Annotated in this window: 20 protein-coding genes, 1 other RNA gene and 3 pseudogenes; 10 read left to right on the forward strand and 14 right to left on the reverse strand. The window is 63.4% G+C overall.

Annotation, left to right across the window (positions count from 1 at the left end):
* Nucleotides 1–126 precede the first annotated feature (126 nt).
* The gene (locus tag ABIF91_RS27900) at nt 127–1,251 is read left to right on the forward strand and encodes a DUF2336 domain-containing protein (protein WP_028177100.1); all 1,125 of its coding nucleotides are present in this window, start codon (nt 127–129) and stop codon (nt 1,249–1,251) included.
* A gap of 145 nt (nt 1,252–1,396) precedes the next feature.
* Nucleotides 1,397–1,639, forward strand: coding sequence for a hypothetical protein (locus tag ABIF91_RS27905; protein WP_028177101.1), 243 nt, complete (start codon nt 1,397–1,399; stop codon nt 1,637–1,639).
* 32 nt (nt 1,640–1,671) lie between these two features.
* Here ABIF91_RS27905 and ABIF91_RS27910 read toward each other — a convergent pair whose 3' ends face one another.
* From ABIF91_RS27910 to ABIF91_RS27920, 3 genes and pseudogenes are all read right to left on the reverse strand, one after another.
* The gene (locus ABIF91_RS27910; protein WP_424579502.1) at nt 1,672–3,390 is read right to left on the reverse strand and encodes an ATP-binding protein; all 1,719 of its coding nucleotides are present in this window, start codon (nt 3,388–3,390) and stop codon (nt 1,672–1,674) included.
* Nucleotides 3,390–4,901, reverse strand: a complete 1,512-nt coding sequence (locus ABIF91_RS27915) for an ATPase domain-containing protein (RefSeq protein ID WP_028177103.1) — start codon at nt 4,899–4,901, stop codon at nt 3,390–3,392. Before ABIF91_RS27915 ends, ABIF91_RS27910 begins: the two co-directional genes overlap by 1 nt.
* Before the next feature lie 228 nt (nt 4,902–5,129).
* Nucleotides 5,130–5,523 (reverse strand): annotated as a pseudogene (locus ABIF91_RS27920) (GNAT family N-acetyltransferase).
* A gap of 84 nt (nt 5,524–5,607) precedes the next feature.
* On the opposite strand from ABIF91_RS27920, the gene ABIF91_RS27925 reads away from it, so the two are divergent.
* Nucleotides 5,608–5,874: a hypothetical protein gene (locus ABIF91_RS27925; protein WP_028177104.1), complete on the forward strand. Its 267-nt coding sequence runs from the start codon at nt 5,608–5,610 to the stop codon at nt 5,872–5,874.
* A gap of 162 nt (nt 5,875–6,036) precedes the next feature.
* The gene (locus ABIF91_RS27930; protein WP_028177105.1) at nt 6,037–6,783 is read left to right on the forward strand and encodes an outer membrane protein; all 747 of its coding nucleotides are present in this window, start codon (nt 6,037–6,039) and stop codon (nt 6,781–6,783) included.
* Between the two features lie 96 nt (nt 6,784–6,879).
* On the opposite strand, the pseudogene ABIF91_RS27935 reads toward ABIF91_RS27930, so the two are convergent.
* The 11 genes and pseudogenes from ABIF91_RS27935 to ssrA form a co-directional block, all read right to left on the reverse strand.
* Nucleotides 6,880–7,127 (reverse strand): annotated as a pseudogene (locus ABIF91_RS27935) (helix-turn-helix domain-containing protein); the annotation flags it as partial.
* A gap of 494 nt (nt 7,128–7,621) precedes the next feature.
* Nucleotides 7,622–8,062 carry a hypothetical protein gene (locus ABIF91_RS27940; RefSeq protein ID WP_424579503.1) on the reverse strand — a complete coding sequence of 147 codons (441 nt, stop codon included), beginning with the start codon at nt 8,060–8,062 and terminating at the stop codon, nt 7,622–7,624.
* Between the two features lie 532 nt (nt 8,063–8,594).
* Nucleotides 8,595–8,924, reverse strand: a complete 330-nt coding sequence (locus ABIF91_RS27945) for a hypothetical protein (protein WP_155251776.1) — start codon at nt 8,922–8,924, stop codon at nt 8,595–8,597.
* 377 nt (nt 8,925–9,301) lie between these two features.
* Nucleotides 9,302–9,829 carry a GNAT family N-acetyltransferase gene (locus ABIF91_RS27950; protein WP_051393876.1) on the reverse strand — a complete coding sequence of 176 codons (528 nt, stop codon included), beginning with the start codon at nt 9,827–9,829 and terminating at the stop codon, nt 9,302–9,304.
* 176 nt (nt 9,830–10,005) lie between these two features.
* Nucleotides 10,006–11,874, reverse strand: a complete 1,869-nt coding sequence (gene feoB / locus ABIF91_RS27955) for a ferrous iron transporter B (protein ID WP_424579504.1) — start codon at nt 11,872–11,874, stop codon at nt 10,006–10,008.
* Nucleotides 11,875–11,909: 35 nt separating this feature from the next.
* Complete coding sequence (locus ABIF91_RS27960) at nt 11,910–12,185, reverse strand: FeoA family protein (protein ID WP_028177108.1); 276 nt, start codon at nt 12,183–12,185, stop codon at nt 11,910–11,912.
* A 114-nt stretch (nt 12,186–12,299) separates the two neighbouring features.
* Nucleotides 12,300–12,551 (reverse strand): ribbon-helix-helix domain-containing protein, encoded by a 252-nt coding sequence (locus tag ABIF91_RS27965; protein WP_025038043.1) that lies wholly within the window; start codon nt 12,549–12,551, stop codon nt 12,300–12,302.
* Entirely contained in the window at nt 12,548–12,736 is a 189-nt protein-coding gene (locus tag ABIF91_RS27970) for a DUF4169 family protein (protein WP_028177109.1), read from the reverse strand. The genes ABIF91_RS27965 and ABIF91_RS27970 overlap by 4 nt, the downstream gene beginning before the upstream one ends.
* A gap of 270 nt (nt 12,737–13,006) precedes the next feature.
* A complete protein-coding gene (gene fumC, locus ABIF91_RS27975; protein ID WP_028177110.1) occupies nt 13,007–14,434 on the reverse strand; it encodes a class II fumarate hydratase in 1,428 nt (475 codons plus the stop codon).
* Nucleotides 14,435–14,522: 88 nt separating this feature from the next.
* Nucleotides 14,523–15,041 (reverse strand): SspB family protein, encoded by a 519-nt coding sequence (locus ABIF91_RS27980; protein ID WP_028177111.1) that lies wholly within the window; start codon nt 15,039–15,041, stop codon nt 14,523–14,525.
* 117 nt (nt 15,042–15,158) lie between these two features.
* Nucleotides 15,159–15,525, reverse strand: a transfer-messenger RNA (tmRNA) gene (gene ssrA, locus ABIF91_RS27985).
* Nucleotides 15,526–15,609: 84 nt separating this feature from the next.
* On the opposite strand from ssrA, the pseudogene ABIF91_RS27990 reads away from it, so the two are divergent.
* The 6 genes and pseudogenes from ABIF91_RS27990 (at nt 15,610) to ABIF91_RS28015 (ending at nt 21,208) form a co-directional block, all read left to right on the forward strand.
* A pseudogene (locus tag ABIF91_RS27990) lies at nt 15,610–16,205 on the forward strand (chromate transporter).
* Nucleotides 16,202–16,732 carry a chromate transporter gene (locus ABIF91_RS27995; RefSeq protein ID WP_028177112.1) on the forward strand — a complete coding sequence of 177 codons (531 nt, stop codon included), beginning with the start codon at nt 16,202–16,204 and terminating at the stop codon, nt 16,730–16,732. Before ABIF91_RS27990 ends, ABIF91_RS27995 begins: the two are co-directional and overlap by 4 nt.
* A 95-nt stretch (nt 16,733–16,827) precedes the next feature.
* A complete protein-coding gene (locus ABIF91_RS28000; protein ID WP_028177113.1) occupies nt 16,828–17,589 on the forward strand; it encodes a tripartite tricarboxylate transporter TctB family protein in 762 nt (253 codons plus the stop codon).
* Between the two features lie 7 nt (nt 17,590–17,596).
* Nucleotides 17,597–19,111, forward strand: a complete 1,515-nt coding sequence (locus ABIF91_RS28005) for a tripartite tricarboxylate transporter permease (protein WP_028177114.1) — start codon at nt 17,597–17,599, stop codon at nt 19,109–19,111.
* Between the two features lie 136 nt (nt 19,112–19,247).
* A complete protein-coding gene (locus ABIF91_RS28010; protein WP_028177115.1) occupies nt 19,248–20,228 on the forward strand; it encodes a tripartite tricarboxylate transporter substrate binding protein BugD in 981 nt (326 codons plus the stop codon).
* A gap of 185 nt (nt 20,229–20,413) precedes the next feature.
* Entirely contained in the window at nt 20,414–21,208 is a 795-nt protein-coding gene (locus tag ABIF91_RS28015; protein ID WP_028177116.1) for a thymidylate synthase, read from the forward strand.
* The last annotated feature ends 3 nt before the right edge of the window (nt 21,209–21,211 follow it).

Genomic DNA, 21,211 nt, shown 5'->3' on the forward strand with positions numbered 1-21,211 from the left:
GTGGAGAAGTGGAGGCGTCAAGCACCCCCACGATATGCCGCCTTCCCGATTCCCGCCGTCACCAACTTTCAGCGATAGCTCGCGGGACGGCTTGCCAAACGGCTACCAAGAACTGGGGTGATCGAGATGAACGGGGCGAAATCGCTTCTACAGGATCTGGACGACGCGATCGCGCGCGGCACCGACGAAAGCCGGGCGAAGGCGTTGTGGCATGCGACCGATATCCTGATCACGGGCCGCTACAGCGACGACGAGATCTCCACGTTCGGCGAGGTCATCGGTCGGCTCGCCGAGGAGATCGAGGTCGCCGCGCGGGCGCAGCTCTCGGAGCTGATGGCGGCTTGCGATCACGCGCCACTCAACGTCATCGAAAAGCTCGCGCTCGACGACGAGATCGAGGTCGCCGGTCCCGTGCTGCGCGAGTCCAATCGTCTCGACGAGAAAATGCTGGTCGAGAGCGCCCTGACCAAGAGCCAGTCGCATCTGCTTGCGATCGCCCAGCGCAAGTCGATCGGCGAAGCCGTGACCGACGTGCTGGTCAAGCGCGGAAACCATGAGGTCGTGACGTCGGTTGCCAGGAACGACGGCGCGCGCTTCTCCGGGTCGGGCCTGTTGCACATGGTCCGCCGCGCCGAGGGCGATTCGATTCTCGCCGAACAGCTTGGCCTGCGCAAGGACGTGCCGCGTCACATCTTCCAGCAGCTCATCTCGAAGGCTTCGGAAGACGTGCGCCGCCGCCTCGAGACCGAGCGGCCCGAGATGATGGCGCAGATCCAGAGCTCGGTGACCGAGCTCACCGGCGATCTTCAGTCCAAGTTCGGCCCGTCCTCGCGCAGCTATTTCGTCGCCAAGCGCGTGGTCACGACGCAGTACCGGCAGGGCAACCTCAACCAGGGCTCCATCTCGAACTATGCGCGCCAGCATCGCTTCGACGAGGTGCAGATCGGCCTGTCGCTGCTCTCGTCGCTGCCTGTCGACGTGATCGAGCGCGCGCTGATGGACCGCAACCGCGAGATGATCCTGGTCTTGTGCAAGGCGCTCGACTTCTCCTGGGACACGACGATGTCGCTCCTGTTCCTCGGCGCCAAGGATCATCTGATCACGGCGCGCGAGCTCCAGGACAACGAGCGCGAGTACGGCCGGCTCAAGATCGAGACCTCGCGCAGCATCTTGAAGTTCTACCAGTCGCGCAAGAATGGCGCGGGTGCCGAGACCGTTACGGGCCGTCAGCCCGAGTTCCAGGTCCACTAGAGCATGATCCGGAAAAGTGCACAGCGGCTTTCCGAAAAGATCATGCTCAAACAACAGCCTGAAGCGCAATGATTCATCCTGATCGCATCGCGCTTCAGTCGGGTGCAGTGAGCATCATCCCGGAATTCGAAGGGGAGTATTTGCAATGTTGCCTCAATTCGGCACCGCCGTTCGCAAGAAGAACCTCGGAAATGCCGTCACCACCGATCTCGGCGGCGGCGCACCGGACAAGGCGTCGGTCGACGCCGCCTGGCTCGTGCTGGAAGCCGCCAACGATCTTGGCGACCACGCCGCCGTCGATGCCTGCCGTCGCGTCATCGACGCGGAGTTGAACGGCACGGTCGCAGGCAGCTCGGATGTCGATCTCGTGCTGGGGTATTTCCGGTAGGCGTCGGTCAATCCTGCCTGACGCACCGAACCTCAAGAGTTCAGCAAAGAGCCGGAGCGTCTGGATTGCGTATCAATTTGAAGGGTCGACTTCGCGGCGTTCAGCGCCGCGGCCAGCTCGTCGATGTGGTCCGGCTTGGCTAATATCTGGATACCCGCCGTTTCGGCCTCATGGATCGCGGCCTCGGCGTATCCGCTGGTCAGCAGTACGGGTATGTCGCTGCGCCGTCTCCTGATCTCCCGCGCGAGTTCCACGCCATTCATGCCGCCCGGCATCATGATGTCCGAAAAGATGAGATCGACAGAACGACCATCGGCCAGAGCACCGAGAGCAGCTGCAGCGCTGGCGGCCCGCGTGACTTCGTAGCCGAGCTGACCGAGCATCTCACCAACGAGTGCGGCCACCTCGTCGTCATCTTCGACCAGCAGGATTTGGCCCTGGCCGTTCTTCTTCGGCCGCACTGCCCTATTGAAATCGATCAAGTGTCGTTGCTTGGAAGCGGGATTCAACGAGCGGGGCATGTAGAGCTCGATGCTGGTGCCCCGACCGACTTGAGATTTGATGCGGACTGTCCCGCGTGACTGGGTCGCAAACCCGTGGACCTGCGCGAGCCCCAGTCCGGACCCCTTGCCGACGTCCTTGGTCGTGAAGAACGGCTCGAAGACCCGCGACAGGATCTCCGGAGGCATGCCAACGCCCGTATCGATGACCGACAGTCGTACATAGTCGCCAGCGATCTCCCCGTCATTCAGATCAGGCAGATTCTCGGCGCGGACGACGATGGTGCCGCCGTTGGGCATCGCATCCCGGGCATTGACGGCCAGATTGAGAATGACCAGCTCGAGCTCGCCGGGATCGACCTCCACCGGCCAAAGAGCATCCGGGAAGTCGAATTCGACGTGGACGTCGCCTCGCAGGCTTCGATCGAGCAGCTCGCGCATACCGCCGATCTGCATGGCGACGTCGACGGCTTCGGGGCGCAGCCTCTGCCGGCGTGAGAATGCCAGCAGCTGCTTGGTCAGGCTGGCGCCGCGCTGCGCGGCCTGGACCATCCCGTCCATCAGGCGCCGGCGCCGGTTTGGATCCGTCTGGCGGTCGAGCATGTCGAGGCCGCCGGAAATCACCATCAGCAGATTGTTGAAGTCGTGCGCGACCCCGCCGGTGAGCTGGCCGATGGCCTCGATTTTCTGCGCCTGGCGAAGCGTCTCCTCGACGCGAGCGCGCTCGTTCATTTCGAGACGCAGTTGCTCGTTGGCCTCCTTCAGCTCTCGCGTGCGCTCGACCACCAGTTTTTCGAGCTCCTGCGCAGTCTGCTCGCGCGCTGCGATCAGGGCCCGGATCTCATATTGACGCCGCCGCGCCCGCATCGCCGATTGAACCGCGCTGGTCAGCGTGATCGGTTGGACCGGTCGCTCGAGCAGCGAAACGTTGCGAAGCAGGGCGACGATATCGCGGCGCCAGGCGACGACCGCGGGCTGCTCTCGATGGCTGGTGAGAACGACAAAGGGGAGGTCGGACCATGGCGGTTGGCTGGCGATCCATTCAGCGAGCGGCGCCGTGTCTTTCCCGAATAGCCCTTCCTCGGCAAGGAAGACCGCGCCCACGCCGGCACTCATCTCGCTGACGAGTTCGGGCAGACTTCGGCAGTTGACCGCTTCGAGGCTCGCACCGCGGAAAAGCTCGGCCGACGCCGGCCCGTCGCGGCCGATCGGAGCGAAAATGAGAACACGCTGGCCGCGGTCGGCGCTCATCAGGCCGATCCTTCGGGGATGTCCGTGCCGGTATAACGCGGATTGCCCGAAAAGATGCCCATGAAGTTCGTGAGGGGCGGGCCGAGCTTGACACCGGTGCTGCCGAGCCGAAACTCGCGGATGGTGTGCTCGTGGTTTCCGCTGCGCTTCTTGACGACAGACAAGGCGCGCCGCACCGATCCGCCGGACTCGAAATAGCGCAGCATGAGCACTGCGTCGCTCAAATAGCTGATGTCGAGCGGCGTATCCATCGGACCGACCAGCCCATGTTGAGCGAGGATCAGGATGGTGAGCACGCCCTGCTGCGCCAGGTAGGTCAGCAGTTCGTGCATTTGCAGGATGAGAAACCGCTCGTCCGGCATCGCGTTCAGGTAACCGTTGAGGCTGTCGATGATGACCACGCGGGCGTTGTCGATTTCCGCGCTCCTGCGCAGGGTTGCCGCGAACTCGCCCGGCGACAGCTCGGCTGGATCGATCTGTTGAAACCGAATAAGGCCGGACTCGACGTGCTTTTCGAGAGGCAGGCCAAGCGTCCGGGCGCGAGCTTCCACGGTGCCGCGGCCTTCATCGAAGGCAAAGAACGCAGCGTGCTCGCCACGTTCCGCGGCCGCTATCGCATAAGTGAGCGCGAGCGAGGATTTGCCCACTCCGGCAGCGCCGATGAACAGGGCGTTGGTGCCGCGCTCGAGACCGCCTCCGAGGAGTTGGTCCAGCTCGGGATTGCCGCTGGGCGCGAACTCGCCGGGAAACGATTTGTGATGCTCGGCCGCCACGAGGCGCGGGAAGATCCGCAACCCGCCCTTTGCAATCGTAAAGTCGTGGAAGCCGCCGCGGAATCGAATGCCGCGCATCTTGATCACGCGGATCCGTCGTCGCTCTGCCCCGTAATCGATCGCGAGCTGTTCGAGCATGACGACGCCGTGTGCAATCGAATGCAGTTGCAGATCGTCCTGGGAGGACGAGAGATCGTCGAGGAGCACGACCGTGCAATTGCGGTTGGTGAAGAAATGCTTCAAGGCCAGCACCTGGCGCCTGTAACGAAGCGGGTTCTGGGCAAGCAGACGAAGCTCGGAGAGGCTGTCGAGCACCACGCGCGTGGGGTTGATCCGTTCGACCTCCTTGAAGATCAGACCCGTCGTTTCGCTCAATTCCATTTCGGCGGGATGGAAGACCGTGAGCTCCCGCTCCGGATCGAGCGTGGTCTCGGGCGGGACCAGCTCGAATATGTCCACCCCTTGCAGGGACCAGCCGTGCCGCTGCGCGACCACCGTCAGCTCCTGCTTGGTTTCGGACAGGGAAATATAGAGCACGCGTTCGCCATCGCGCACGCCGCTGAGAAGGAATTGAAGCGCAATCGTGGTTTTGCCCGTGCCCGGCCGCCCCTCGTACAGATACATCCGATTGGCGTCGAAGCCGCCGCCCAGAATGTCATCCAGGCCGTCACTGCCGGTCGAAACTCTCGGTAAATCCTTGAGGGCGCTGTCTGGAGAGGCCCGGGATGGCCCAGTCATTGTACCCCCTTACGCAGGTTCCGGAAGTCCGCTGTTTGCCCCAAGCGTCCACAAGCTGGGCTGGACCAAGACAGGTCCGTACAAGGAACTCTTCAGCAGCGGCCGAGTTCCCGGCGAGCCGTGTCCCGCCGTTCAGAAGTAGGTGCGGATCACGCTCGTTCTGTCGGTTCAAAATTGAACACAAGCAGGTCCGGACTTCAGCGCGCTCCAATCCGGTGACGGGGACATTCACCACCGGAGACGGTAGATCACTACGTCCTCGCCGTGGCGGTTCGTGCTCCGCTCGATGAGATAATTCGATTCCTCAAGCACGCGGCGGGATGCACCGTTCCCGACATGCACGATGCCGATGACGGACGTTAGCGCGAGCTGTGACAATCCGATGCGCGTCATCGCGGTCGCGATCTCACCGGCAAGTCCCCGGCCCCAGAGACTGCGCATGAACGCGTAGGCGATCTCCATCCCGTCGATGTCATCCACCAGGATGTGCCGGAGGCCCGCGTCCTGCGAACGCCCCGTCGCTCGTTCGCAGCGCCCACAGCCCAAAGCCGTACCGGTCCCACTTCCGCATCGAATGCAGGCGACGAGGTCGGCGTGTTGACTGCTCACGGGATATAGTCAGGCGGTAGCTTGATCTGAATCAAGCACGCCGATGACAGCCGCACCAGAACGCATGGCAAAGGCTGGTGCCATCTTGGTGTGCGCAATGATCTCGACTTGGTACGTCACCTTTGAAATTCGAAAACGGGGTCTGCTCTTGAGAGCGCGGAGCCCGCGTGAGACGAAGACGTTTGCGACAGAGGCCGAGGCCAAGATGTTCGCGCGCGCAAAGCTCGATGATGGCCTCGCTGTCTTCGCTGGCACGATCAATCCGCACCTTCCCCGGCGACTCATTCCAGCGTCCTGCATCGCCGCTTGGCTTGCCGAGGAAGAGGACGACGCCGCAGCGCCTCGAACGCCGGACGCCGACTAAGCACGTTACCATGCATAGCGATCGCCCTTGAGTGTTGCCATTTTGGTACGGGCCTGAAGTCCGCTCGCGCCTAAACTTCTGGATGTTCGCAGCACTTGTGCACGCCAGCCTGCATAAGAGCTCGTTCCAACGGAAGAATATACGAGCAAAGGGGATGAGACGATGAAGGGATTTTCAATTGCTGCGATCGGCTTCGCGGCGCTGAGCATGACGGCTCCGGCCATGGCAGCCGACATGGCCGTCAAAGCAATGCCGCCGCCGGCGCCGGTGGCGGCGGTCTACAACTGGAGCGGCTTCTACATTGGCGCCAACGGAGGCTGGGGGCAGAGCCATGGCTGCGTTGATTTCGTAACGCCCGCAGGGACAGTCGCAGGCGGTTGCGCCGATCGCTCCGGAGGCCTCGTGGGCGGACAGATCGGGTATCGCTGGCAAACCAATCAGTTTGTGCTCGGCCTGGAAGCGCAGGGTGATTGGGCCGAAATCAAGAACACGCGCGTCAGCCTGATCGATCCATTGATCTCGACCACAGGCAAGATCGACGCCATCGGGCTGTTCACGGCCCAACTCGGTTGGGCTTGGAACGCCTCGCTATTCTACGTGAAGGGCGGCGCTGCCGTGACGCGCAATCGCTTCGATGTATTCAACAACGTCACCGGGGTCGGCCTGGCCTCGGCAGGCCACACGCGCTGGGGCGGCGCTCTGGGTGTCGGCTGGGAATACAGCTTCACGCCGAACTGGTCGTTCGGCATCGAGTATGACCATCTCTGGATGGGTCGTGACAATTTCGGCTACGCAGGCGTGGTCACGCCCGGAGGGTTCGTCCTCACCGGTAGCGGGGTCAGCCAGGATGTGGACCTGGTCACGCTTCGGTTGAACTACCGCTTCGGCGGATATGGGGCTCGCTATTGACCTCAAGTCTTCCCGGTGAACTCAGGCCCCGGCATCGACCGGGGCCTTTTTCACGGGCAGCCGAACAAGCGCGAGGGATGTCCGGCGCGTTCAAGGTCAATTCTGCTGGTCGAGGTCGGCGAGTTGCCTTCTGTCCATGATGACGATGTGACGCTGGTTGTTGTCGATGAAGCGAAGGATGCCGAGCTCGCGCAAATACGAGAGCGACCGCGAGATGGTCTCGAGCGTCAGGCCGAGATAATCCGCGATGTCGCGCCGGGTCATCGGTAGCGCGAGACTGCTGCCGCGGTGAGCCGCCTGTCCATTTCGATCAGGAAGGCGGCAACCCGCTCCATCGACGCTTCAGCTCAGCGTCGCTGACGCATCGCAACGTTATTTGGATCGGAATGGCGAGGAGCAACGGCGAGATCGGCGTAGGCTTGATCTAGCGCAACATGGAAGCGCAGCGGCTTTCCATGCCCTGTGCTGAGGCAGGCCTTGCAGACAATCGATCCTTTCAACATAGGAGGTGCACAATGACGAGGTGGTTCGCCGTTTTGACTTTCGCTCTGTTGGTCGGAACTTCGGCACATGGCATGACGCCGGCGCCGCTCGTTCAGACGGACAGCTTGATTGTCCCGGTCGCTGCTGCATGCGGACCGGGAAGAACACGGATCAACGGCGTATGCGTCGCAAGGACCACGGTCCGCCAGACGCGTCGGGCCGTGCGTCGATGCGTCCGCTGGCAGGGAGGCGTCTGCGCCTCGTACCAATAGATGCCGTGCGAACGGCGTCCGGATGATCGGCCGGACGCCGGCAACGCCGAACGTGATCGAATGCAGTGCGAGCGCCCTTGCGATCACCAGTACCGGTAGCCAAGCCACCCCAACTGTGGGGGCCGGGTCGCCAGAACCATCAGCGGTGCTCCGTGCCGTTTCGACCGCGTTGCGACGTGTTGCATCTTTCGCAGCCGCTTGCGCTCGACGGCTTCGCGCGGCGGCAAATCCGAGCGTGCCATCGCAAGTGCATTGGCCAGCGCTGGTGTCTCTGCCCGAATGACCGGTGCTGTTGCAGGGACGAGGGGGGTGGGCTCGGTGATCGAAGGCGTAGATGCGATCGCCACGATCGCCCGCATGGTCGTGTCGAGGACCACGCGCTCAGGCCATTTTCGATCCGAGTGAATTAGGATGGCCGGCTGCTCCACTGCCGTCTTCTCGGTGACGGCCGCCTTGGGCAGACAAAAGTCCGCAACGAAGAGAAGCGCGAGCAACGCTGCGCCGACTTTCCAGAAATACGCCAACAGTGGCATGTCGCTCGCTCCGTGCCCCTCCCCACGTTCGTCTATGCCATTGCGCCGCTTTGCCGATGGTGAGGCCGGCCCGCCCGGGTCACGTCATGCCGGAAGCTGCGTGCAGCTCAAGCAATTCTACAGCGCGGCCTCCGAGCAAAACACAACGCGACAATCACGGGCCTCTCCGGGTGTGGGTAAAGCTCGTGACTCGCAGGCTGAACCGTCAGCGCCTCGCGTTTGCGCAATGAAGGTGGCGAGAGCGGCCTCATCTACGTTGATGTAGATCAACGTTACGCAGCATCCGTTGCGAAGCCGGGCCGTGGATCTGCAACCCGTAGAGGCTGCCTGCAACATCCCCGGGAAGCGGCGCAGTTTGCTTTCGCGCGCGCAGCATCGATGCCATTGATTTGGTCCGAACAAGGCAAAGGCAGCTCTTCGGCGTCGCCTCGACAAGAGATCGTATCTGCTTGGTCCATCCAACAGGTGACGTCGTGGACGCTGAAACGTGTGGGATGAGCTCACGATCCGGTGCGGCTTGCCGTCAGTCACACCCGGTCACGCGCGCCACTGCCTTCATGTATTTGAAATGAAGCAAGCCTCTGCCTCCCTCCGAAGGCGCGTTGCGGGCGGTGACGCGATCCGAACGCAAACACGTTTCAAGATCGAACTTGATATGTGAGCACCACCCCATGACTTTCCTCTCGGCTTCTTCCTCGGAGAGACCAAATCCCACGAAGGTCTGAACATGACCGGCCTCGCCGTCAGCGGTCGATACAAGGGTGATCTCCGAAATGTAGTAGGACGAACATTGGACGATCTGGGGCTCGGCCCGTGTTCCAAGGATCATCCCAAGGGCGAGAATGGTCGTCATGAGTGCGGCTCGTTTCATCTTCCCCTCCACACGGCGAAGCCGGCGCGACAATCGATCTGATCACGACAACTGCTTTGGCTGCCCGATCGAAGGAAGCTCACGTCGCCGGCCGTTCCGAAGCTTGAGATGGATCAAGCCCTACGTGACGGCGGCGCACAGGTTCGGGTCGCCAGAGTGGAGGAAAGCGAGTGACCGGTCTTGCGTTCTGGCGAGGCAAACGGTCAGTGGATCTTACGCACGGCAATCGACAAAATCAGGAGAGAGGATGACCCGCCTGCTTCTCGCAATTGTATCGGTTGGCTCAATTCTGGCGTCGATGGTGAGCGGCTCGAGATGGCCCAGTCATCCTCAAGATTGAACACAAGCAGGTCCGGACTTCAGCGCGCTCCAATCCGGTGATTGGGACTTTCGCCGCGGATGCGGTAGATCACCACGTCCTCGCCGTGGCGGTTGGTGCTCCGCTCGAGAAGGTAGTTCGATTTCTCCAGCACGCGGCGGGATGCACCGTTCCCGACATGCACGATGCCGATGACGGACGTTAGCGTGAGCTGTGACAGTCCGATGCGCGTCATCGCGGTCGCGATCTCACCGGCAAGTCCCCGGCCCCAGAGACTGCGCGTGAACGCGTAGGCGATCTCGATCTCGTCGATGTCATCCACCAGGATGTGCCGGAGGCCCGCCCGTCCCGCGAACGCCCCGTCGCTCGTTCGCAGCGCCCACAGCCCAAAGCCGTACCGGTCCCAATGCGCCATGTTGACGTCGAGATATTCCTTCGTTGTCTCGGCCGAGCGCACGCCGCCGAGGTGACGGGACACCTCGGGATCGAGATGCAATGCGACGAGATCAGCGAGATCAGCCTCGCGCAGTCGTTCGGCGGTCAGTCGTTCGGTGACGAAGCGATCGATGGAGCCAGATGGACGCATTTCGAGAAGGTCGCCATTGCCGAGCGGGCCGATGATACCATTATGCCGCTGTTTTGCCCGACGATGCAAGCGGATTTAGGAAAATCCGTAAGTCATTGTTTTCACGGCTCCCGTCTACTGTGCATGGGGTTGTTTTCGCGTTTTTGATCTGGCGAGGGCTATCCCGCCCCGAACGCGACCGCGACGTTGTACGTGACGAGGCTCGCCGCATAGGCTAGCACCAGCATGTAGGCGAAGGTCACGGCCATCCAGGCCCAGCTTCCGGTCTCGCGCCGGATCACGGCCAGCGTCGAGGCGCATTGCGGGGCGAAGATGTACCAGGCCAGCAGCGACAGCGCGGTCGCCAGCGACCATTTCGTCGCCAGCACCTGGCCGATCTGCTCGGCCGCTTCCTTGCCGCCCTCGATCGCATAGACGGTGCCGAGGGCTGCGACCGCGACTTCGCGCGCCGCCATGCCCGGGATCAGGGCGACCGCGATCTGCCAGTTGAAGCCGACCGGCGCGAGCAGCGGCTCCATCGCCTTGCCGATGATCGCGGCGAGACTGAAGTCGATGGCGGGTTCGGTGGCGCCTGCGGGCGGCTGCGGGAACGAGGCCAGGAACCAGATCAGCACCATCATCGAGAAGATCGTGGTGCCGGCGCGCTGCAGGAACATCTTGGCGCGGGTGTAGATGCCGATCGCGATCGATTTCAGCCGCGGCATCTTGTAGTCCGGCAGCTCCAGCATGAACGGCGCCGGCGCAAAGTCGCGCAGCATGAAGAATTTGATCAGGAACGAAACCAGCAGCGCGCTGATGATGCCGGCCGCATAGAGGCCGAACATCACGAGGCCCTGGAGGTTGATGAAGCCCCAGACGTCCCTGGCCGGAATGAAGGCCGAGATGATCAGCGTGTAGACCGGAATGCGCGCCGAGCAGGTCATCAGCGGCGCGATCAGGATCGTGGTCAGCCGGTCGCGCTTGTTGTCGATGACGCGCGTCGCCATGATGCCGGGAATGGCGCAGGCAAAGCTCGACAGCAGCGGAATGAAGGCGCGGCCGTGCAGGCCGGCGCCGCCCATGATGCGGTCCATCAGGAAGGCGGCGCGCGCCATGTAGCCGAAATCTTCCAGCAGCAGGATGAACAGGAAGATGATGATGATCTGCGGCAGGAACACGATCACGCTGCCGACGCCCGAGATCACGCCGTTCTGGAGGAAGCTCTGGAGCAGGCCGCCGGGCAGGGTGGCTTGGATGAACTCGCCCAGCGCATCGAAGCCCGAATTGAGCAGGTCCATCAGCGGCTGCGCCCAGGCGAACACCGCCTGGAACATCACGAACAGGATCAGCGCGAGCACGATGAGGCCGCCGACCGGATGCAGCACCACGGCGTCGATCCGCGCGGTCCAGGTATCGGGTCTGGCAGGCAGGCTGACGCAGTCGGCGATGATGCGGTCGGCCTCGCGCTGGGTGGCGCGCAATTCGCTGACGCTGAGCGCGCGCCAGCTGTTCTCCTGCGGCTCGGCGAGCTTCGCCGAGATGTCGTCGGTCAGCTGGAGCAGATCGGCCGTGCCGCCCTTGCGCACCGCGATCGAGGTGACTACAAGCACGCCGAGCTCCTTGGCGAGCCGCTCGACGTCGACAGTGATGCCGCGGCGGCTCGCGATGTCGAACATGTTGAGCACGAGGATCATCGGCCGTCCCGTGCGCTTGAGCTCGAGCAGCAGGCGGATGGTCAGGCGCAGATTGGTGGAATCGGCGACGCACAGCACGAGATCGGGCACCGTCTCGCCGCTGGCCTTGCCGAGCACGAAGTCGCGGGTGATCTCCTCGTCCGGGCTGCGGCCGCGCAGCGAATAGGTGCCGGGCAGGTCGACCACCGAGACCTGGCGTCCCAGGGGGGTGACGAAGAAGCCCTCCTTGCGCTCGACCGTCACGCCGGGATAGTTCGCAACCTTCTGCCGGCTGCCGGTCAGGGCGTTGAACAGCGAGGTCTTGCCACTGTTCGGCGTGCCCACCAGGGCGAGATGCAGCAGGGGTAGTTCCATGTGATCAGGGCCCGGATGAGGCGTCCCGTCGCGATCTAGGCGACGATGATGGCCATGGCTTCGCGACGGCGGACCGCGATGGTGATGCTGTCGACCCGTACGGCGATCGGATCGCGCCCGACCAGCCCCTCATGCAAGATCTCGACCCGGGCGCCCTCGACGAAGCCGAGTTCGATCAGGCGGCTTTCGAGCTCGACGTCCGAGAGCGCCGAGCCCGCCTGCTTGGCGGAAAGGTGCTGGATGACGCCGGTATAGCCGCGCTGGGCCAGACCCAGCGGGATGTGCGGACGCGTGTCAGTGGTGTCGGTCATGCCTTGTATTTTCAACGCAAGGCATCGAGGTCAAGCGCGCACGTTCGCGGAAGCTGCACCTTAGAGTGATTTTAAAGTGTGCAGCCGGGGTGCCCTCGTGGGCGCCCCCGAAGGCTACTGGGCCGGGACCTTGTCCGGCTGGGCGGCCATGGCGCGGCTCTTGAAGTAGTCCAGGACGAAAAGGCGGATCGCCGAAGACAGATTGCCTTGCTGGCGGTTGTTGTCGATCTCGCCGACCAGCTCGGACAACGTCATGTTGCGCAGGCCGGAGATCTCCTTCATGCCGTTCCAGAACGCCTCTTCCAGGCTGACGCTCGTCTTGTGGCCGGCGACGACGATTGACCGTTTCACGACGGGCGACTTCATGGCTGCTCCTCGTGATCGATCCGGTGCTGGTCCAGATGCTCCTTGGCCTGGTCCGCCCGCTTCTCCTCCGCCGAGCGTGCCGCCTTCGTGCGACCGAATTTCGCCCGGTTGGCGTCCGCCTGCTTCGCCGAGGCTTCCCGCTCGGCGCGCTTCCTGAATCGATTCAGGTTGATGACGTTCCCCATGCCGTGTCTCCATCATCCGATCCTCGCTAGGTGGGATGAAACATTCAGAAACAGGGTGCCGCGTTGCGCCCCGAAAGACTTGATCGCCATTCGCTCGTCCTCGTCAATCGGCCCATCAAACGATGAATTTCGCCCGTCGAGGGCAGTAGAGGTGCGTAACACGCCGCTCCGCCGTAACATTGACGGTAATCAAATCCCTCCCCCAAAACCGCATATTTCTGGAGGGCCGAGGGTCCGTATCATTACGGATGGCTGTCGGAATTCGGAAATCTATCCCGGGCTGGTCATCTTCTCGGGGCGGACCAGACGGTCGAACTCGTCGGCCGAGACGAAGCCGAGCCGCAACGCCTCCTCCTTCAGCGTGGTGCCGTTGGCATGCGCCGTCTTGGCGACCTTTGCCGCGTTGTCGTAGCCGATCTTGGGGGCCAGCGCCGTGACCAGCATCAGAGAGCGCTCCATCAGCTCCTTGATGCGCTTTTCGTCGGCGCGGATGCCGCTGACGCAATGTTCGGTGAAGGAGCGTGCGGCATCCGCCATCAGGCGGATCGAGTGCAGCATGTTGTAGGCGAGCACGGGCTTGTAGACGTTGAGCTCGAAATGGCCCTGGCTGCCGGCGACGGTGATGGCGGTGTGATTGCCGAACACCTGGCAGCACACCATGGTCATCGCCTCGCATTGGGTCGGATTGACCTTGCCGGGCATGATCGAGGAGCCCGGCTCGTTCTCCGGCAGGATCAGCTCGCCGAGACCCGAACGCGGGCCGGAGCCGAGCAGGCGGATGTCGTTGGCGATCTTGAACAGGCCGGTCGCGACCGAATTGATGGCGCCGTGCGCCAGCACATAGGCGTCGTTCGAGGCCAGCGCCTCGAATTTGTTGGCGGCGCTGGTGAACGGGAGCTTCGTGATGCGGGCAACATGCTTTGCGAACAGCTTTGCAAAGCGCGGCTTCGAGTTGAGGCCGGTGCCGACGGCGGTGCCGCCCTGCGCCAGCGGATAGAGGTCCTTCACCGCGACCTTGAGCCGGGCAATGCCGCTTTCGACCTGCGCGGCATAGCCGGAAAATTCCTGGCCCAGCGTCAGGGGCGTCGCATCCTGGGTATGGGTGCGACCGATCTTGACGATCCTTGCGAACTCCTTCTCCTTCTTGCGCAGCGCGCGGAGCAATTCGCCGAGGGCAGGGACGAGATCGGCATTGATGCGGCTTGCGGCCGCGATGTGCATCGCGGTGGGAAACGAGTCGTTCGACGACTGGCTCATGTTGACATGGTCGTTGGGATGCACCGGCTTCTTGGCGCCGAGCTCGCCGCCGAGCAGCTCATTGGCGCGGTTGGCGATCACCTCGTTGAGGTTCATGTTGCTCTGCGTGCCGGAGCCGGTCTGCCACACGACAAGCGGAAAATGATCGTCCAGCCTGCCTTCGATCACCTCGCGCGCGGCGCGGATGATGGCGCCCGCCCGGCGCTGGTCGAGCAGCCCGAGCTCGAGATTGGACTGCGCCGCAGCGAGCTTGACGATGCCGAGGGCATGCACCAGCGAGATCGGCATGCGGTCGGTGCCGATGCGAAAATTCTGGCGCGAGCGCTCGGTCTGGGCCCCCCAATAGCGGTCGGCGGGGACCTCGATGGGACCAAAGCTGTCGGTTTCGATGCGGGTCGCGGAGCTTGAAGGGCGGGTCTTCTTGGCCATGAGCACATCCATTCCGCCACGCGAAAGCCGCGCGGCCATTTCATGTGCTTCTCTATATACGCAGTTTGGCTGTGTGCGACGGGCTCGAGCCCAACCTAGATCATTTCTTACGGAAACGATCGAGCCGCACGACTTCGGCGCCGCCCTGGCTCGGCGGAGTCGGCTCGTCGGTGGCTTCCGCTGTCTCGGTCGCAGGTGCCGGGACCGATACAGCCGACGGCGCGGGCGCTGCAGGCAAAGTCTCGGATGGCACCTCGGCGACGTCGGAGGTGTCGAACTGGAGGCCGAACTTCACGGACGGATCGAGGAAGCTCTTGATGGCACTGAACGGCACCACCAGCCGCTCCGGAATGCCGCCAAAGGACAGGCCGACCTCGAAGCGGTCCTCGAGCACGGTCAGGTCCCAGAACTGGTGCTGGAGGATGATCGTCATCTCTTCCGGATATTGCGCGAGCAGCCGCGGCGACAGCTTCACGCCCTCGGCCTTCGAGACGAAGGTGATGAAGAAATGGTGCTCGCCCGGCAGGCCATGGGCCGCGGCATCGGTCAGCACCTTCCGCAGCACGCCGCGCAGCGCGTCGCGGGCCAGCACATCATATCGGATATGATCGGTCGCCATGGTGGTCCTGTTGCATTCCCGAAGCCGGACCCTGTCGGCCCGACTCGCCAAGCCGCAATAGTACCGCGCCTGACGGGTGAGCAGGAGTCCCCGCCGGGGAAGAAATGAAAGAGTTAAAGTGGAGGCTTCTGTTGCCAGGTGCCTCCGAACCCCGCCTAGCGGAGCTTAACCCGCTAGGACTTTAGAGTGGTCTTTCAAACTGCGTTACGCAGCCTGAGCAACCGGAGCAAAGTTGTCGTTGGCAACTATTGCAGTAGCCCGATAACGGCGGAACAATACCGGGAAAAAGTACGCCCTTTACGCCCTCGTCGATCCTATTTCGCCCCCGCCAAAACCCGCTTCTGGGCTAGCCCGATGGTGGGCTTTGGTGGAGGCGCCGGGTACCGCCCCCGGGTCCGAATGGTTTATTGCGACGACCGTTTATTTCCATAGCCGGCGAACCGGCATCCCCAATATAGGGCGCAAAGCTTTCGAAAAACAGGGGTTTCGAGCGGATTGGCTGCGGTTCCCTTTGGATAGGTTCCGGATCGTCTTGGCCGCGGCCCGACCCTCGTTCTAAGCTCCTGACATGTCCTCGGATTCAGCACCGGCCGTCCAAGAGCCGGATCTCGCCGCCGCCCCGCCGAGCCTGGTCGCGCTGTTTCTGGCCTTCGCCAGGATGTCGCGGCCGGTTTCGGCGGGGTCCTGGTGTTTGCCCGCCGCGCGATCGTCGAGCAGCACCGCTGGATGACCGCGGACGAGTTCAACGAGACCTTTGCGCTCTGCCACTTCCTGCCCGGGCCCAACATCGTCAATCTGTCGATGGTGTTCGGATCGCGGCTGCGCGGCATCGCCGGCGGCATTGCCGCCTTTGCCGGGCTGTTGCTGCCGCCGACGCTGATCATGACGGCGCTTGCGATCGCTTACGCCCGATTCGGCGATCTCGAGGTGCTGCGCCGAATCCTTGCCGGCATCTCCTGTGCGGCGGTCGGCCTCTTGATCGCCGTGGTCTTCCGCATGATGACGCCGCTGCTCAAGCGGGCGGATCCCTTCGCGGTGATCCTGATGCTCGGCGTGTTCCTCGCCATCGGCGTGCTTCGCCTGCCGCTCCAGGCGGTGTTGCTGGTCGCGATCCCCATCAGTATCGGCCTCACTTATTTCCTGCGGCGGAAAGTAGCAGCATGACCGGCCACAGCCCGATCTGGTCGCTGATCTCCACCTTCGGTCTGATGTCGTTATTTGCCGTCGGCGGGGCTGCGGCAGCGGTGCCCGAGATGCACCGCATCGCGGTCGAGGTGAATCACTGGATGACCGACAAGCAGTTCGCGGACGCCTATGCGATCGCGCAGCTCTCGCCAGGTCCGAACGTGCTTATCGTGACGTTAATCGGCTATGCCGTGGCCGGCATCCCCGGCGCGCTGGCGGCGACGCTGGCGATGTGCCTGCCGACGGCGTTGCTTGCCTATTATGTCAGCCGGCTCCTGAATCGCCCCAGCCAATCGCGCTGGCCCGGTCTGATCCAGGCTGCATTGGTTCCGCTCTCGATTGGTTTGATGGCGGCGAGTGCCCTGATCCTGGCCCAGTCCACCGATCGCAGCATTGCTGCACTGCTTCTGACCGCAATGGTTGCGGTGGTGGCATCCGTCTCGCGCGTCAATCCACTGTGGCTCCTGCTCGCCGGGGGCGTGTTGGGTTTTGCTGGCATTGTGTAATGAAAATCGCTAGGCAGTGATCCGGACGGGGGATCCAGTTCCAGCCGATTTAGAACAACAGTGCTCGTGACTTACGGGTCGCGGAGGAGACAGGCATGGCCGACACGATGGGCCACTCAGCGACAGCCATCCGAAACACCAAGGTGGCGCTCGGCTTTTGTCTGCTGGCGATTGCGCCGCAGATTTTCGAATTGATCTGGTCGACCGGAACACTCTTCGGGTGGGGGACCGGCCGCGGCCCGGCGACGGTCGTGACCAGCCACGTGACGGCGCTGCTCGCCGGCGCACCCGCTGCCATATTCGGATCGTTCGGCGGCGGCACCAAGAAGATGTCGTCCGAGGTGCTGCTGGCGCTGATCTATTCCTATCCGCTGTTCGCGGTGGCGATCCTCACGCTGTTCATGACGATCCGCTCGGCGCAGGACTATGTCGGTGGCGTCGTCCTGATGGCGGTCGCCCTGTTCGCGCTGTGGGCATCGAGTGATTTGCAGGGCATGCGAGGCTTCTCCTTCGGCGCAGGGACCGCGCCGCGCATGTTCGGCGGGCTGCTGGTCGCCTTGTCCGCCGGCATCGCCCTGACCGGCCTTCTGACCGATGGGCCTGCAATGGCCCATTACTCCTGGCGCGGACCGCTGTTCGTGGTGGCCGCGATCCTCTTCTTCGCGCTGGCGATTCGGCCGCTCGGCGTCGTGGTCACGGCCTTCGCGAGCTTCATGATCGCGGCGACGGGCTCGCACGAGACGCGGTGGCTCGAAGCGGTGATCGTCGGCGCCTGCCTGACGCTCGGTTGCGCAATCCTGTTTCCATACGTGCTCGGGCTGCCGATGCCGATGTTTCCGCGTTTCCTGATCCAGTGAGGGCGTGATGGATATCTTTGCCAACCTCGCTCACGGCTTCGCCGTCGCGTTCTCTCCGATCAATCTCCTGATGTGCCTGATCGGCGCCCTCGTCGGCACGCTGGTCGGCGTGCTCCCGGGCATCGGCACCATCGCGACCGTCGCGATGCTGCTGCCGATCACCTTTGGACTGCCGCCGGTCGGCGCGCTGATCATGCTCGCCGGCATCTATTACGGTGCGCAATATGGCGGCTCGACCACGTCGATCCTCGTCAACATACCCGGTGAGGCGACATCGGTCGTCACCGCCATCGACGGCCACCAGATGGCCAAGCAGGGCCGCGCCGGCCCGGCGCTGGCGATCGCGGCGATCGGTTCGTTCTTCGCCGGCTGCGTCGCGACCGTCTTGATTGCCATCCTCGGCGCGCCGCTGACGAAACTCGCGCTGGCGTTCGGCCCGGCCGAATATTTCTCGCTGATGGTGCTCGGCCTGATCTTCGCGGTGGTCCTGGCCAAGGGCTCGGTGCTGAAGGCGATCGCGATGATCGTGTTCGGCCTGCTGCTGTCGATGGTCGGCTCGGACATCGAGACCGGGGCCTCGCGCATGGCCTTCAACATTCCCGAACTCGCCGACGGTCTCGGTTTTGCGACGGTCGCGATGGGCGTGTTCGGCTTTGCCGAGATCATCCGCAACCTCGACCATGGCGCCGGGATGAACCGCGATCTCGTGCAGCAGAAAATCACCGGCCTGATGCCGACCAGGAAGGACCTGATCGACTCGACGCCGCCGATCCTGCGCGGCACCGTGCTCGGCTCGATCCTCGGCATCCTGCCCGGCGGCGGTGCGGTCATCGCGTCGTTTGCGGCCTATACGCTCGAGAAGAAGCTGGCCAAGGACCCGTCGCGATTCGGTCGCGGCGCTATCGAGGGTGTGGCGGGGCCGGAGAGCGCCAACAACGCCGCGGCACAGACCTCCTTCATCCCGCTGCTGACGCTCGGTATCCCGCCGAACGCGGTGATGGCGCTGATGGTGGGCGCGATGACCATTCACGGCATCGTGCCGGGTCCGCAGGTGATGCAGAAGCAGCCGGATCTCGTCTGGGGCATGATCGCCTCGATGTGGATCGGCAATCTGATGCTGATCATCATCAACCTGCCGCTGGTCGGAATCTGGGTGCGCCTCTTGCGCGTGCCGTACCGGCTGATGTTCCCCTCGATCGTGATCTTCTGCGCGATCGGCATCTATTCGGTGAACAACGCACCGGCCGACGTCATCCTGGCCGGTATCTTCGGTCTCGTCGGCTACTGGCTGATCAAGCACGATTTCGAGCCGGCGCCGTTGCTGCTCGGCATGGTGCTGGGACCGCTGATGGAAGAGAACCTGCGCCGCGCGCTGCTGATCTCGCGCGGCGACTGGAGCGTGTTCGTCACGCGTCCGTTGTCGGCGGTGCTGCTGGCGGTTGCGGCGGGTCTTCTTGTCCTTACGGTGCTACCGGCGTTGCGCGCCAAGCGCGACGAGGTGTTCACCGAGTCCGAGAACTGAGGTCGCCGTCCAACGGCGCGCCACGTCCTGCGTCGGCGCGCCGCATTCGGAAGTCGAATCGACTTGTGTGACGGCTTCGTGAAATGAAAATAGCGGCCTTTGGGCCGGCAGTGTGTTTGTGTCCAAGGGGATCCACATGACCTTTCTTCGCGCGCTCACGGGCGCATGTGCCGCAGCGCTTGCTTCGCTGGGCACCTTCATCGCGGCGGCCGAGGCGCAGACCTACCCGACGCGCAGCATCACCATGATCGTGCCGTTCGCGGCCGGCGGGCCGACCGACGTCGTCGCGCGCATCGTCACCTCGCACATGGCGCAGACACTGGGACAAAGCATCATCATCGAGAACGTCGTCGGTGCCGGCGGCACCACCGCGACCACGCGTGCCGCGCGCGCGGCCAATGACGGCTATACGCTGATCACCGGTCATATGGGCACGCATGCCGCATCTGTGCCGCTCTATCCGAAGCTGGCCTACCATCCCGAGAAGGATTTCGAGCCGATCGCGCTGCTCGCGGGCACGCCGATCCTGATCCTCGCGCGCAAGGACTTTCCGCCGAAGGATCTGAATGAGTTCGTCGCCTATGTGAAGGCGAACGCCGAGAAGGTGAACGCCGCGCATGCCGGCGTCGGCTCGGTCTCGCACGTCTCGTGCGAACTCCTCCACTCGATCCTCGACATCAAGCCGGTCGGCGTGCCCTTCAACGGCACGGGACCCGCGATGAATGCGCTGGTCGGAGGCCAGGTCGATTACATGTGCGACCAGATCGTCAACGCCGTGCCGCAGATCAACGCCGGCACCATCAAGGCCTATGCAATCGCAACGCCGGAGCGCAATCCGTCGCTGCCGAACGTGCCGACGACGGCCGAAGCGGGCCTGCCGAAGTTCCAGGCCCAGGCCTGGAACGCGATGTTCGCACCCAAGGGAACCTCGCCGGCGGTCGTGGCGAGCCTGAATGCTGCGGCCGTCAAGGCGCTCGATGACGAGACTGTGCGCAAGCGCCTGCTCGAGCTCGGCAGCGTCATCCCGGGCCCCGCCGAACGGACGCCGGAATCGCTGGCCGCCCTCGTCAAGAACGAGATCGCGAAGTGGACCCCGGTGCTCAAGCCGGCAACTTAGGCAATGCGATCAAGCTGATAGGCAGAAGGGCGGGACGCAGGTTCCGCCCTTGTCGTTTGTGCCGGGACACTCATTTTTCCGGGTATAATCGCCGCGGACAGCGAATCGCTGCTGTCGCAGCATGGGGGCGGCCGCTAACTTCGCCGCCTCCCCCGAGGCTGCCGTCTTCCTAAGGCTTTTGGCACATGCACCAGTATCAGGACCTGCTCGAGCGGATTCTTTCAGACGGCGCCGAGAAGACAGACCGGACCGGTACCGGCACGCTTTCCGTGTTCGGCCACCAGATGCGCTTCAATCTGTCCGCCGGCTTCCCGATGCTGACCACCAAGCGGCTGCCGCTGAAGGCGATCGTGCACGAGCTATTGTGGTTCCTGAAGGGCGACACCAACATCAAATATCTGCGCGACAACGGTGTCACCATCTGGGACGAATGGGCGGACGCCAATGGTGATCTCGGCCCGGTGTACGGCCATCAATGGCGCTCCTGGCCCACGGCCGACGGGCGCAGCATCGACCAGATCGCCAATGTCATCGACATGATCAAGCGCACTCCCGATTCCCGCCGGCTGATCGTCACCGCCTGGAATCCGGCCGACGTCGAGAAGATGGCGCTGCCGCCCTGCCACCTGCTGTTCCAGTTCTATGTCGCGAACGGCAAACTGTCGTGCCAGCTCTATCAGCGCTCGGCCGACGTCTTCCTCGGCGTGCCCTTCAACATCGCCTCCTATGCGCTGCTCACCATGATGGTGGCGCAGGTCACCGGGCTGAAGCCCGGCGACTTCGTGCACTCGCTCGGCGACACCCATCTTTATTCCAACCATCTGGAGCAGGCCAAGCTCCAGCTCACCCGCGCGCCGCGCGCGCTGCCGGTGATGCGTATCAACCCTGATGTAAAGGACATCTTCTCCTTCCGCTTCGAGGATTTCGAGCTCGTCGGCTACGATCCGCATCCGCACATCAAGGCGGAAGTCGCGGTCTAGCCC

This window comes from Bradyrhizobium sp. USDA 241, from assembly GCF_049739505.1.
Lineage (GTDB): Bacteria > Pseudomonadota > Alphaproteobacteria > Rhizobiales > Xanthobacteraceae > Bradyrhizobium > Bradyrhizobium liaoningense.

Coding starts and splice junctions, on each gene's coding strand:
- ABIF91_RS27900 (WP_028177100.1), top strand. CDS start 127: ATGAACGGGGCGAAATCGCTTCTACAGGATCTGGACGACGCGATCGCG.
- ABIF91_RS27905 (WP_028177101.1), top strand. CDS start 1,397: ATGTTGCCTCAATTCGGCACCGCCGTTCGCAAGAAGAACCTCGGAAAT.
- ABIF91_RS27910 (WP_424579502.1), bottom strand. CDS start 3,390: ATGAGCGCCGACCGCGGCCAGCGTGTTCTCATTTTCGCTCCGATCGGC.
- ABIF91_RS27915 (WP_028177103.1), bottom strand. CDS start 4,901: ATGACTGGGCCATCCCGGGCCTCTCCAGACAGCGCCCTCAAGGATTTA.
- ABIF91_RS27925 (WP_028177104.1), top strand. CDS start 5,608: ATGATCTCGACTTGGTACGTCACCTTTGAAATTCGAAAACGGGGTCTG.
- ABIF91_RS27930 (WP_028177105.1), top strand. CDS start 6,037: ATGAAGGGATTTTCAATTGCTGCGATCGGCTTCGCGGCGCTGAGCATG.
- ABIF91_RS27945 (WP_155251776.1), bottom strand. CDS start 8,924: ATGACGACCATTCTCGCCCTTGGGATGATCCTTGGAACACGGGCCGAG.
- feoB (WP_424579504.1), bottom strand. CDS start 11,874: ATGGAACTACCCCTGCTGCATCTCGCCCTGGTGGGCACGCCGAACAGT.
- ABIF91_RS27960 (WP_028177108.1), bottom strand. CDS start 12,185: ATGACCGACACCACTGACACGCGTCCGCACATCCCGCTGGGTCTGGCC.
- ABIF91_RS27965 (WP_025038043.1), bottom strand. CDS start 12,551: ATGAAGTCGCCCGTCGTGAAACGGTCAATCGTCGTCGCCGGCCACAAG.
- ABIF91_RS27970 (WP_028177109.1), bottom strand. CDS start 12,736: ATGGGGAACGTCATCAACCTGAATCGATTCAGGAAGCGCGCCGAGCGG.
- fumC (WP_028177110.1), bottom strand. CDS start 14,434: ATGGATGTGCTCATGGCCAAGAAGACCCGCCCTTCAAGCTCCGCGACC.
- ABIF91_RS27980 (WP_028177111.1), bottom strand. CDS start 15,041: ATGGCGACCGATCATATCCGATATGATGTGCTGGCCCGCGACGCGCTG.
- ABIF91_RS27995 (WP_028177112.1), top strand. CDS start 16,202: ATGACCGGCCACAGCCCGATCTGGTCGCTGATCTCCACCTTCGGTCTG.
- ABIF91_RS28000 (WP_028177113.1), top strand. CDS start 16,828: ATGGCCGACACGATGGGCCACTCAGCGACAGCCATCCGAAACACCAAG.
- ABIF91_RS28005 (WP_028177114.1), top strand. CDS start 17,597: ATGGATATCTTTGCCAACCTCGCTCACGGCTTCGCCGTCGCGTTCTCT.
- ABIF91_RS28010 (WP_028177115.1), top strand. CDS start 19,248: ATGACCTTTCTTCGCGCGCTCACGGGCGCATGTGCCGCAGCGCTTGCT.
- ABIF91_RS28015 (WP_028177116.1), top strand. CDS start 20,414: ATGCACCAGTATCAGGACCTGCTCGAGCGGATTCTTTCAGACGGCGCC.